Genomic DNA, 12,012 nt, shown 5'->3' with positions numbered 1-12,012 from the left:
CTGCGCAGGAACTCACTAATAGTCTTTTGCCACGTAATCAACGAGAGAAATTGATCTCTCTTACCTGTCGGAGAAAATAACAATGACAATAGGCGCACTGGCAGCACTTCCTGTAGTAGGAGACTTGTTAAAAGCAGCGATTCCTGTGGTTGGCGATATCGTCAAGGCAGTCACGCCATTGATCCAACCCTTCGCAGATGCCCTGGCTAAGAAGATAGGAGGCGAGGAGCAGGAGCCCCCAAGCAAATCCATCGAGTTCTCCAAAGGCTTGGACGCTGAAAAGCTGACGATTACCTTCAACTCATAACAGCAATGCCACCCTTTACCCCTGCGCCGGGCCAGAGCGGGATGTTGCATGGCGCAAACTGAAAAACAGCAATCAAGAGATGGCGGAAAGACCTCTCTCCGCCCCCTCTTACGACACAGGATTGACAGGGATAAACAAGCCCTCGTCAGAACTTGATTGGCTGCTGTTGATTCAAAGCGCTCCCAGCAAAATTGCTGGCGGCGCCCAACGCCTGTCTTGTGACGTCTGCCGCCACGCCTGCTGCCTGGACTGCCAAGGGAAGGACCAGGGGTGCCAATGCTGCGGCGGTCGCTCCTGCTGCGATCATAATTAAATACTCCGAAATAGAATGAAAGGCGTATTCCTCTCCCGACCTGAGTGAATCGTTCCGAAGGTTTAGTTCCACTTTTCGTAACTTTTTGCGCAAGCCACAATGTCCCTTTGACTGCCCTCACCGGATTGCCAATACTCATGGCATATTGAGGCTACCCGCATGAAACAAGGAATACCCCTTTGAAGCTGGAACTCAAAAACAGCTTGTCGGTGAAGTTGCTACGGGTGGTGCTGCTGTCGGCATTGGCAGTGGGCGTGGTGCTGAGCGCGGCGCAGATCGTCTTTGATGCCTATAAGACGCGCCAGGCCGTGGCCGGTGATGCCCAGCGCATCCTCGACATGTTTCGCGACCCGTCGACCCAGGCCGTCTACAGCCTGGACCGGGAGATGGGCATGCAGGTCATCGAAGGTCTGTTCCAGGACGATGCCGTGCGCATGGCCTCCATCGGCCACCCCAACGAAACCATGCTCGCGGAAAAAACCCGCGACCTGCAACAATCCCCAACCCGCTGGCTGACCGACCTGATTCTGGGCCAGGAGCGCACGTTCACCACGCCACTGGTGGGGCGCGGGCCTTATAGCGAGTACTACGGCGACCTGAGCATCACCCTCGACACCGCCACCTATGGCAAAGGGTTTCTCGTCAGTTCAGTGATCATTTTCATCTCCGGCGTACTGCGGGCCCTGGCCATGGGCCTGGTGTTGTACCTGGTCTATCACTGGCTGCTGACCAAGCCGCTGTCCCGCGTCATCGAGCACCTGAGCTCGATCAACCCCGATCGCCCCAGCGAACACAAGATTCCGCAGCTCAAGGGCCACGAGAAAAACGAACTGGGGATCTGGATCAGCACCGCCAACCAGTTGCTCGAATCCATCGAGCGCAACACGCACTTGCGCCACGAGGCGGAGAACAGCCTGCTGCGCATGGCCCAGTACGACTTTCTCACCGGCCTGCCGAACCGCCAGAAGTTGCAGGAGCAACTGGACAAAATCCTGATCGACGCCGGCCGCCGGCAGCGCCGTGTCGCAGTGCTGTGTGTAGGGCTGGATGACTTCAAAAGCGTCAACGAGCAGTTCACCTACCAGGCCGGCGACCAATTGCTGCTGGCCCTGGCCGACCGCCTGCGGGCCCACAGCGGCCGCCTCGGCGCCCTCGCCCGCCTGGGTGGCGACCAGTTCGCCCTGGTGCAGGCCGATATCGAGCAACCCTACGAAGCCGCCGAGCTGGCGCAAAGCATCCTCGATGACCTGGAGGCCGAATTCGCCCTCGACCACGAACAGATCCGCCTGCGTGCCACCATCGGCATCACCCTGTTCCCGGAAGACGGCGACAGCACCGAGAAGCTGCTGCAAAAAGCCGAACAGACCATGACCCTGGCCAAGAGCCGTTCGCGCAACCGCTACCAGTTCTATATCGCCAGCGTCGACAGCGAAATGCGCCGCCGTCGCGAGCTGGAAAAGGATCTGCGCGACGCCTTGAGCCGCGAGCAGTTCCACCTGGTGTACCAGCCGCAGATCAGCTATCTCGACCACCGTGTGGTGGGTGTCGAAGCCTTGATCCGCTGGCAGCACCCGGAACACGGCCTGGTGCCGCCTGACCTGTTTATCCCCCTGGCCGAACAGAACGGCACCATCATTGCCATCGGCGAATGGGTGCTGGACCAGGCCTGCCGGCAACTTCGGGAATGGCATGACATAGGCTTCACTGAACTGCGCATGGCGGTCAACCTGTCCACCGTACAGTTGCACCACGCCGAGCTGCCACGGGTGGTCAACAACCTGCTGCAAATCTACCGCCTGCCGCCCCGCAGCCTGGAGCTGGAAGTGACCGAGACTGGCCTGATGGAAGACATCAGCACCGCCGCCCAGCACCTGCTGAGCCTGCGCCGCTCCGGGGCGTTGATTGCAATTGATGACTTCGGCACCGGCTATTCGTCCCTGAGCTATCTGAAAAGCCTGCCGCTGGACAAGATCAAGATCGACAAGAGCTTCGTCCAGGACCTGCTGGATGACGACGACGACGCGACCATCGTGCGGGCGATCATCCAGCTCGGCAAAAGCCTCGGCATGCAGGTGATCGCCGAGGGTGTGGAGACCGCCGAACAGGAGGCCTACATCATCTCCGAGGGCTGCCACGAAGGTCAGGGCTACCACTACAGCAAACCCCTGCCGGCACGGGAGTTGGCGGCCTACTTGAAACAGGCCCAACGCAATAACGCCGTCATTCTCTGACGCAATGCTGGCCAGCAGTGCCGCCCGCGCCGCTGCCAGCAAATCAATACTGAATATTTCCTACTTATAACCCTTTACACAAAATGCAAATCTTTCGCATTATGTCGCAGTTTTGCGCGCCCCCCGCGTGCCCCATCATCAACCGAAGCAGGATGTTCGCCATGATTCGTATGCCCCTGGCCACCGCCAGCCTTCTCGCCATTGCCATTTCTCTCGCCGGTTGTGGTGAAGGCAAAGACAAGGCCGCCGCACCTCAAGCCCCGGCCGCCGCCAGCACCACCGCCCCTGCGGCTGCCCCGGCAGGCCAGGTCGACGAGGCCGCTGCCAAGGCCGTGGTCGCGCATTACGCTGACATGGTATTCGCGGTGTACAGCGATGCCGAGTCCACTGCGAAGACCCTGCAAACCGCGATCGACACCTTCCTCGCCAACCCGAACGACGACACCCTGAAAGCGGCCCGCACCGCCTGGATCGCCGCGCGCGTGCCGTACCTGCAGAGTGAAGTGTTCCGCTTCGGCAACACCATCATTGACGACTGGGAAGGCCAAGTGAACGCCTGGCCCCTGGACGAAGGCCTGATCGACTACGTCGACAAGACCTACGAACACGCCCTGGGCAACCCTGGCGCCACTGCCAACATCATCGCCAACAACGAAATCCAGGTCGGCGAAGACAAGGTCGATGTGAAAGACATCACCCCGGAAAAACTCGCCAGCCTGAACGAGCTGGGCGGTTCCGAAGCCAACGTGGCCACCGGTTACCACGCGATTGAATTCCTGCTCTGGGGCCAGGACCTGAACGGCACCGGCCCGGGCGCCGGCAACCGTCCAGCGTCGGACTACATGACAGGTGAGGGTGCCACGGGCGGCCACAACGAGCGTCGCCGCACCTACCTGCGCGCCGTGACTCAACTGTTGGTCAGCGACCTGGAAGAGATGGTCGGCAACTGGAAGCCCAACGTCGAAGACAACTACCGCGCCACCCTGGAAGCCGAGGCGCCGACCGATGGCCTGCGCAAAATGCTGTTCGGCATGGGTAGCCTGTCCCTGGGCGAGCTGGCCGGTGAGCGCATGAAGGTTTCCCTGGAAGCCAACTCGCCGGAAGACGAACAGGATTGCTTCAGCGACAACACCCACAACTCGCACTTCTATGACGCCAAGGGTATTCGCAACGTTTACCTGGGCGAGTACACCCGCACCGACGGTACCAAAATGACCGGCCCAAGCCTGTCGTCCCTGGTGGCGAAGGCTGATCCAACCGCCGATGCAACGCTGAAGGCTGACCTGGCGTCGACCGAAGCGAAGATCCAGGTGATGGTGGATCACGCCAACAACGGTGAGCATTACGACCAGTTGATCGCGGCCGGTAACGATAAAGGCAACCAGATCGTGCGTGACGCCATCGCCGCGCTGGTCAAGCAGACCGGTTCGATCGAACAGGCTGCGGCCAAGTTGGGCATCAGCGACCTGAACCCGGATAACGCTGATCACGATTTCTGATCGGTGCCGCGTTGAATGAGGCGACCTTCGGGTCGCCTTTTTTGTGCCTGCCAGACCGCTTTGGGCCGAACACATTCCCTGTGGTGAGGGAGCTTGCTCCCGTTGGGCCGCGCAGCGGCCCCAGTGAAGCCACCGCACGTTTCCAGAAAAACACCTCGGAAGGTTTGGGGACTGCTCCGCAGTCCAACGGGAGCAAGCTCCCTCGCCACAGGATCAACGCAGCCACGATCATCGCCGCCCCCGGTTTACTTGCCCTTCACCGCAGGTAGAATGGCGCCTTTCCTGTCACCCCGAGCGGACCTCATGGCGTTGCCGACCTTACGGATAATCGGTTTCATTATCGGCATCTTCCTGATCACCCTGGCCATCGCCATGGTCATCCCCATGGCGACCCTGGTCTTCTTCGAACGCACCAGTGACCTGCCATCGTTCCTCTGGGCCAGCCTGATTACCTTCATCGCCGGCCTGGCGCTGGTGATTCCCGGTCGCCCGGAACACGTGCACCTGCGCCCGCGGGACATGTACCTGCTGACCGTCTCCAGCTGGCTGGTGGTGTGCATCTTCGCCGCACTGCCGTTCCTGTTGACCCAGCACATCAGCTACACCGACTCCTTCTTCGAAAGCATGTCCGGTATCACCGCCACCGGCTCCACGGTGCTCAGTGGCCTGGACACCATGTCCCCGGGCATCCTCATCTGGCGCTCGCTGCTGCACTGGCTTGGCGGCATCGGCTTTATCGGCATGGCGGTGGCGATCCTGCCGCTGCTGCGCATCGGTGGCATGCGCCTGTTCCAAACCGAATCTTCCGACCGCTCGGAAAAGGTCATGCCCCGCTCGCACATGGTGGCGCGCCTGATCGTGGCCGCGTACGTGGGCATCACCATCCTCGGCAGCCTGGCGTTCTGGTGGGCAGGCATGGGCCTGTTCGACGCGATCAACCATGCGATGTCGGCGATTTCCACCGGCGGGTTCTCCACCTCCGATGAGTCCCTGGCCCACTGGAAACAGCCGGCGGTGCACTGGGTGGCGGTAGTGGTGATGATTCTCGGCAGCCTGCCGTTCACCCTGTACGTGGCCACGATGCGCGGCAACCGCCGGGCGCTGATCAAAGACCAGCAGGTGCAAGGCTTGCTCGGGTTGCTGGTGGTGACCTGGCTCGTGCTCGGCACCTGGTACTGGTGGACCACCGACCTGCATTGGCTGGATGCGCTGCGCCACGTGGCGGTGAATGTCACCTCGGTGGTCACCACCACCGGCTTTGCGCTGGGGGACTACAGCATCTGGGGCAATTTCTCGCTGATGCTGTTCTTCTACCTGGGCTTTGTGGGCGGTTGCTCCGGCTCCACCGCCGGCGGGATCAAGATCTTCCGGTTCCAGGTGGCCTACATCCTGCTCAAGGCCAACTTGAACCAGCTGATTCACCCACGGGCGGTGATCAAGCAGAAATACAACGGCCATCGCCTCGACGAAGAAATCGTGCGTTCGATCCTGACCTTCTCGTTTTTCTTCGCGATCACCATCTGCGCCATCGCCCTGGCCCTGTCGTTGCTGGGCCTGGACTGGATGACCGCGCTGACCGGCGCCGCCAGCACCGTGTCCGGCGTGGGCCCGGGCCTGGGGGAAACCATCGGCCCGGCCGGCAACTTCTCCACCCTGCCGGACGCCGCCAAGTGGATCCTGTCGTTCGGCATGCTGCTGGGCCGGCTGGAGATCATTACGGTGTTTGTGCTGTGCATTCCGGCGTTTTGGCGTCACTGACAGGCAGCTCATGCAACCGCGCCCGGTACTCGCCGGGCGTGGCATCGAACCAGCGGCGGAACGCGCGGAAGAAGTTGCTCGGGTCGGCAAACCCCAACAGGTAGGCAATTTCCAGCAGGGTCATGCTCGGCTGTGCCAGGTATTGCTCGGCCAGTTCGCGGCGGGTGTCATCGAGCAGGGTCTGGAAACTGGTGCCCTCCTCCTGCAAACGACGCTGCAAGGTGCGCTGGGACAGGTGCAACGTCTGCGCGACCACCTCGCGCTTGGGCTCGCCTTGCGGCAGCAATCGACACAGTACCTGCCGCGCCTTGTGGGTCACCCGGCTCTCGGAAAACCGCGCCAGGTATTCCCCGGCAAAACGATCGTGCAGCAACGCCATCGCCTCGTTCGCCGTGGGCAACGGCGCCTCCATATCCGCCCGCTCGAAGATCAGCGCGTCATAGGGCGCGTTGAACACCAGCGGTGCATGGAACGCTTGTTTGTAGGGTGCCAGGTCTGCCGGTTGATCGCCCTGCACCAGCACCTTGCGCGGTTGCAGAGTGCGCCCGGTCAGCCAGCCGCATAACGCCAGGGCACTGGCCAGGGACGCTTCGGCGCTTTGTCGGGTGGGCGGCAGGTGGTCGCCATGCACCGTCAGAATCAGCGCATAACCTTCGGGTAACAGTCGGAAACTCAGGTCGGCACTTTCAGCAATGATTCGCTGATAACGCACCAGGCGCATGAAACCTTCGGCCAGGGTGTTACTGGACATCAAGGCGTAGCCGGCCACATGAAACGACGCCGGGCGCACCACCTTGCCCATGTTCAAGCCGATCGCCGGGTTGCCCGACAGCTCGACCGCCCGCTGCCAGAGGCGGGTCATGGAGTCCTGGGGGAAACGTGCATCCGGGTCGTTCAGCGCGGCGTAATCCAGGCCAAGCTGCTTGAACAAGGCACGGCAATCCAGGCCGTCCATCTCCAGCGCCTTGACTATCCCCATCGCCCAGCTTGCAGAAGTCGTTCGTTCGCTCATGGCGTTTTCTTAACAAGGAAGGCTGAAACCACAGCCAGGAATCCGAAGGATACTAAAGTGGCATCTATTGTCACTGGCTGTTACCACTGATGACTCTAGACTCAAATAAGCTCCCCGCCGAACATCTGTCGGGCAGAACAATAACCAGAGGGCCGACGACTGTGGAAAATGCCAGACAATTCAATAGCTTCGCTGATTTTTACCCTTACTATCTGAGCGAACACGGCAACAGCACCTGCCGTCGCCTGCACTTTATCGGCACCAGCCTCGTTATCTTCATCCTCGCGTTCGCCATCGGCAAAGGTGCGTGGTGGCTGCTGCTGGCGCTGCCGGTGGCCGGCTACAGCTTTGCCTGGATCGGCCACTTCTTCTTTGAAAAGAATCGCCCGGCGACCTTCCAGCACCCGCTTTACAGCCTGTTGGGGGATTTTGTGATGTACCGCGACATGATTCTGGGCAAGGTGCCGTTCTAGCCCTGCACCTTAAAAAAACAATAAGAGAGGCTCTGATGAACCAGCAGGCCCGCTTCACCCATATGCAGGATGGCACCCAGGAAGACTGGGCGATCATTGCCAAGGATTTCAGCGCCTACGCCCGGCAACTGCCAACCCGAATCGTGGCGCACCTGCGACTGCTGGAAGGCGACTTCGGCGGCTTCCCGGTGGACCGCCTGACCCACTCGCTGCAAACCGCCAGCCGCGCCTGGCACGACGGGCGTGATGAAGAATACGTGGTCTGCGCCCTGCTCCACGACATCGGCGACACCCTGGGTTCCTACAACCACCCGGACATCGCCGCCGCGATCCTCAAGCCGTTCGTGAGCGCCGAAAACCTGTGGATGGTGGAGAAGCACGGGATCTTCCAGGGCTACTACTTCTTCCACCACCTGGGGATGGACCGCCACCTGCGCGAGCAATTTGGCGATCACCCACAGTACCGGCAAACCATCGAGTTCTGCGCGCAATACGACGCGGCGGCGTTCGACCCGGCCTACGACACCCTGCCGCTGAGCTTCTTCGAACCGATGCTGGCGCGGGTGTTTGCCCAGCCGAAGCACTCCCTCTACAAGGCGGCGATGGAGCGCCAGGGTTAAACCGGCAACAGTGTGCCGCCTTGACCGGTTTGGGTGGCCGGCTCCGGGCCTTTAACCATCTCCCGGGCCACCGTCAGGATGATGATGGCGGCGATGATGTCGAAAATCGCCAGCACCACAAACAGGGGGCTGTAGCCGACCTTGGTCACCAGTACGCCGAACACGGCGGTAAATGCCGCTGCCCCGATAAACCCGCACATCTGCCCGCCACCCGTGGCGGTGGCCACGTCGTTCTTGCCGAATGAGTCCGAGGCGATGGAAAACAGAGCGCCGGACAAGGTCTGGTGGGCGAAACCGCCAACACACAGCAGGGCAATCGCGGTGTAGGCACTGTCCACCAGGCCGATGCACGCCGGGCCGATCATGCACAGGCAACCGAACAGCATCACCAGCTTGCGTGAAGTGAACAGCGAAACCTTGAAGTAGCGATGGAACAGCGGGCTCAGGTAGCCACCCAGCACGCAGCCGATGTCGGCGGCCAGGAACGGCAGCCAGGCGAACAGCGCCATTTCCTTGATGTTCATGTGCCGCTCGGTCATCAGGTACAGCGGAATCCAGGCGTTGAAGGTCTGCCAGGCCGGTTCCGAGAGCATCCGCGCCGAGGCGATGGCGAAAAAGTTGCGGCTCTTGAGGATGCGCTTCCAGCTGGCTTTCTTCTGCACGCCTTCCTTGAGGTGAGTTTCCTGGCCGGCTTCGATGTACTCGCGCTCGGCTTGAGCCAGCAGGCGCTGGTCACGCGGGTGCTTGTACAGCAGTAGCCAAAGCCCACTCCACGCCAGGCCGATACCGCCGACGATCAGGAACGCCAACTGCCAGCCGCTGTGCAAAATTGCCCAGACCACCAGTGGCGGCGCCAGCAGCGCACCAAACGACGAACCAAAGTTGAACCAGCCGATGGCGACGGAGCGCTCCTTGGCCGGGAACCACTCGGTAATCGCCTTGACGCCGCCGGGGAAGCCCGCCGACTCCGTCAGCCCCAGGGCGCCACGGGCCACTGCCAGGCTCTGCCAACCCGTGGCGAACGCCGCCAGGGCACACACCACCGACCAGGAAATGGCGAAGATCGCAAAGCCCATCTTGGTGCCAATCGCATCGATCACGTAACCGGCGATCGGCTGCATCAAGGCGTAGCACACCTGCCAGGCAACAACGATGTGGGAATACTGCTCAGTGGAGATGCTCAGGTCGGTCATCAGCGTGGGGGCTGCGACGGACAGCGTGTTACGGGCCAGGTAGTTAATAATCAGGCCGACCGTCATCAGCCCGACCATCCACCAACGGATGCCTTTGATTTTCATCGCTTCACCTTAATTATTTTTAGATTTGAGGCTTACGTTCTGCGACCGAGCGCACCCGTATTACGGGCGCTATAAAACTGTAACGTCATATGTCGTCATACAACTTCTAGCGTTATATTCAGTCCGCACCACGATGTCAATCCGTTAAGGGTGATGTTGTACGATGACAATCGATCCGCCTGTGGCGCCACGTCACTTGCGCGGCGGGATGAAGAGGTGTTCATTTTTCGAGATAAAATCTTTCTGTCATTTACAGTGCTGTATCCTGCCCAAGCTTTTTGAAAGCGCGGAATCACCTGCGATTGATAAAACAGATCTTGCGAGGAGCGACGACGATGCACGAAATCCCTAATCTCCCCTTCCCAAGCCTGCGCGAAACTGAGCAGCCAACCCCGCAACAGGCCGGTGCCAGCAAGCCCGAGCCAAAAGAGGCAAAACCGGTCGACCGCAAAAGCGCAGACTGAGTGCCGTACCCAGACCGTGTGGAAAGCGTGACATTGCGCGCTTTCCACACCGCCTGAACACCGTGAGCCCCGCCATGACCGACACCCCCCCCGATACCGCCCTGCTCGACACTGCCCTGCAGATGGTCGACGTATGGAACCGCCTCACCCCGGAAAAACAGGCCCTCCTGCTCAAGCGCTTCGGCACCCAGGAAAACGCCCTCGCCGCGTTGGTAACCACGCAACTGCTCAACCCCGCCGATCGCTAAAAGTTTGGTTTGCTGCCCCCGCACGCGCCCAGCATCGGTATCATAAGCAGCCTATCTTTTCCTGCTGCGACAGTGGACCTCTCCCCATGCCAGATACCCAGCGCCCCATGGCGGTCACGCTGCAAGTCGTTTCCATCGTTCTGTTCACCTTTATCGGCTACCTGAATATCGGCATTCCCCTGGCCGTGTTGCCCGGCTATGTGCACAGCGACCTGGGCTTTGGCGCCGTGATTGCGGGCCTGGTGATCAGCGTGCAATACCTGGCCACCCTGCTGAGCCGGCCCTATGCGGGGCGCATCATCGATAACCGCGGCAGCAAGCGCGCCGTCATGTACGGCCTCGCGGGTTGCGGGTTGAGTGGCGTGTTCATGTTGCTCTCGGCGTGGCTGTCACACCTGCCGGCGCTGAGCCTCACCAGCCTGCTGATTGGCCGCCTGGTGCTGGGCAGCGCTGAAAGCCTGGTGGGCTCGGGCTCCATCGGCTGGGGCATTGGCCGGGTGGGCGCGGCGAATACCGCCAAGGTCATTTCCTGGAACGGCATCGCCAGCTACGGCGCCCTGGCCATCGGCGCGCCGCTGGGGGTGTTGCTGGTCAGTCATTTCGGGCTGTGGAGCATGGGCGTCAGCATCATCCTGCTGGCGGTATTGGGCCTGCTGCTGGCCTGGCCGAAAGTCGCGGCGCCAATCGTAGTGGGCGAGCGTCTGCCGTTCATGCATGTGCTCGGGCGTGTACTGCCCCACGGCTGCGGCCTGGCGCTGGGCTCGATCGGGTTTGGCACCATCGCGACCTTCATCACCTTGTATTACGCGACCCAACACTGGGATAACGCGGTGCTGTGCCTGAGCCTGTTCGGTGCCAGCTTTATCGGGGCGCGGTTGTTGTTCGGGAATTTGATCAACCGCATTGGCGGGTTTCGCGTGGCGATTGCCTGCCTGTCGGTAGAGACCCTGGGCCTGCTGCTGTTGTGGCTGGCGCCGGACCCTCATTTGGCGTTGGCGGGTGCGGCGTTGAGCGGGTTCGGGTTTTCCCTGGTGTTTCCGGCGCTGGGGGTGGAAGCGGTCAACCTGGTGCCCGCCTCAAGCCGGGGCGCGGCGGTGGGGGCGTATTCGCTGTTTATCGATTTGTCGTTGGGGATCACCGGGCCGTTGGCCGGGGCGATTGCGGCGGGGTTCGGGTTTGCCTCGATCTTCCTGTTTGCGGCGATCGCGGCGTTTGGCGGGTTGCTGTTGAGCCTGTACTTGTACCGGCAGGCGCCGAAGTACCGTGAGGAGCGGGAGGCGGCTTAGAAATCAACCTTGCCGCGGCCGGCCTTGATACTGCCGCGTTTGGTTTTGGATTCGAGGCGGCGCTTTTTTGAGCCCAGGGTGGGTTTGGTGGGGCGGCGTTTCTTTTCGACCTTGGTGGCGCTCTGGATCAGCTCGACCAAACGCTCGAGGGCGTCGGCGCGGTTTTGTTCCTGAGTGCGGTATTGCTGGGCCTTGAGGATCAGCACGCCGTCGCTGGTGATGCGGGTGTCGCGCAGGGCCAGCAGGCGTTCCTTGTAGAAGTCGGGCAGGGACGAGGCCGGGATGTCGAAACGCAGGTGCACGGCGCTGGAGACTTTGTTGACGTTTTGACCGCCGGCGCCTTGGGCGCGGATGGCTGTCAGCTCGATCTCGGCGTCGGGGAGGTGCACGTTGTTGGAAATCACCAGCATTTTTTGATCGGGCCTTGGGTTAGAGGGGTAAGGATACGCCAATGTGGTGGGCTGCTGGGGCCTGGGGGCATATCCGTTATTTAGGTAACGGCC

At 61.2% G+C, this 12,012-nt stretch carries 11 protein-coding genes; 8 read left to right on the top strand and 3 right to left on the bottom strand.

Going from position 1 to position 12,012, the window contains the following annotated elements:
• Positions 1 to 82: 82 nt before the first annotated feature.
• The 4 genes from LIY45_RS20380 (at position 83) to LIY45_RS20365 (ending at position 6,108) form a co-directional block, all read left to right on the top strand.
• Complete coding sequence (locus LIY45_RS20380) at positions 83 to 307, top strand: hypothetical protein (protein WP_226477397.1); 225 nt, start codon at positions 83 to 85, stop codon at positions 305 to 307.
• A gap of 492 nt (positions 308 to 799) precedes the next feature.
• Positions 800 to 2,851: a GGDEF domain-containing phosphodiesterase gene (locus LIY45_RS20375; RefSeq protein ID WP_226477396.1), complete on the top strand. Its 2,052-nt coding sequence runs from the start codon at positions 800 to 802 to the stop codon at positions 2,849 to 2,851.
• Positions 2,852 to 3,012: 161 nt separating this feature from the next.
• Positions 3,013 to 4,350 carry an imelysin family protein gene (locus LIY45_RS20370; protein ID WP_226477395.1) on the top strand — a complete coding sequence of 446 codons (1,338 nt, stop codon included), beginning with the start codon at positions 3,013 to 3,015 and terminating at the stop codon, positions 4,348 to 4,350.
• A gap of 303 nt (positions 4,351 to 4,653) precedes the next feature.
• Entirely contained in the window at positions 4,654 to 6,108 is a 1,455-nt protein-coding gene (locus LIY45_RS20365) for a TrkH family potassium uptake protein (RefSeq protein ID WP_226477394.1), read from the top strand.
• Here the strand turns inward: LIY45_RS20365 and LIY45_RS20360 are convergent.
• Positions 6,065 to 7,120, bottom strand: coding sequence for an AraC family transcriptional regulator (locus LIY45_RS20360; protein ID WP_003212986.1), 1,056 nt, complete (start codon positions 7,118 to 7,120; stop codon positions 6,065 to 6,067). The two genes, LIY45_RS20365 and LIY45_RS20360, sit on opposite strands and share 44 nt — an antisense overlap.
• Before the next feature lie 161 nt (positions 7,121 to 7,281).
• Between LIY45_RS20360 and LIY45_RS20355 the strand changes: the two genes are divergently transcribed.
• Positions 7,282 to 7,593 carry a DUF962 domain-containing protein gene (locus tag LIY45_RS20355; RefSeq protein WP_201125169.1) on the top strand — a complete coding sequence of 104 codons (312 nt, stop codon included), beginning with the start codon at positions 7,282 to 7,284 and terminating at the stop codon, positions 7,591 to 7,593.
• Between the two features lie 35 nt (positions 7,594 to 7,628).
• Complete coding sequence (locus tag LIY45_RS20350) at positions 7,629 to 8,213, top strand: phosphohydrolase (RefSeq protein WP_017475723.1); 585 nt, start codon at positions 7,629 to 7,631, stop codon at positions 8,211 to 8,213.
• Here LIY45_RS20350 and LIY45_RS20345 read toward each other — a convergent pair.
• Positions 8,210 to 9,484: an MFS transporter gene (locus LIY45_RS20345; protein WP_226477461.1), complete on the bottom strand. Its 1,275-nt coding sequence runs from the start codon at positions 9,482 to 9,484 to the stop codon at positions 8,210 to 8,212. The two genes, LIY45_RS20350 and LIY45_RS20345, sit on opposite strands and share 4 nt — an antisense overlap.
• Before the next feature lie 565 nt (positions 9,485 to 10,049).
• On the opposite strand from LIY45_RS20345, the gene LIY45_RS20340 reads away from it, so the two are divergent.
• Both LIY45_RS20340 and LIY45_RS20335 read left to right on the top strand, forming a co-directional pair.
• Positions 10,050 to 10,223: a hypothetical protein gene (locus LIY45_RS20340; RefSeq protein WP_226477393.1), complete on the top strand. Its 174-nt coding sequence runs from the start codon at positions 10,050 to 10,052 to the stop codon at positions 10,221 to 10,223.
• A gap of 86 nt (positions 10,224 to 10,309) precedes the next feature.
• Entirely contained in the window at positions 10,310 to 11,509 is a 1,200-nt protein-coding gene (locus LIY45_RS20335) for an MFS transporter (RefSeq protein WP_017475721.1), read from the top strand.
• Here LIY45_RS20335 and arfB read toward each other — a convergent pair.
• A complete protein-coding gene (arfB, locus tag LIY45_RS20330; protein ID WP_226477392.1) occupies positions 11,506 to 11,919 on the bottom strand; it encodes an alternative ribosome rescue aminoacyl-tRNA hydrolase ArfB in 414 nt (137 codons plus the stop codon). The genes LIY45_RS20335 and arfB overlap by 4 nt on opposite strands.
• Positions 11,920 to 12,012: the final 93 nt, after the last annotated feature.

This window comes from Pseudomonas sp. MWU16-30323 (genome assembly GCF_020515595.1).
GTDB lineage: Bacteria > Pseudomonadota > Gammaproteobacteria > Pseudomonadales > Pseudomonadaceae > Aquipseudomonas > Aquipseudomonas yamanorum.
Note: the sequence above shows the minus strand (reverse complement) of the source record. Positions and strands in the feature narration are given on the sequence as shown.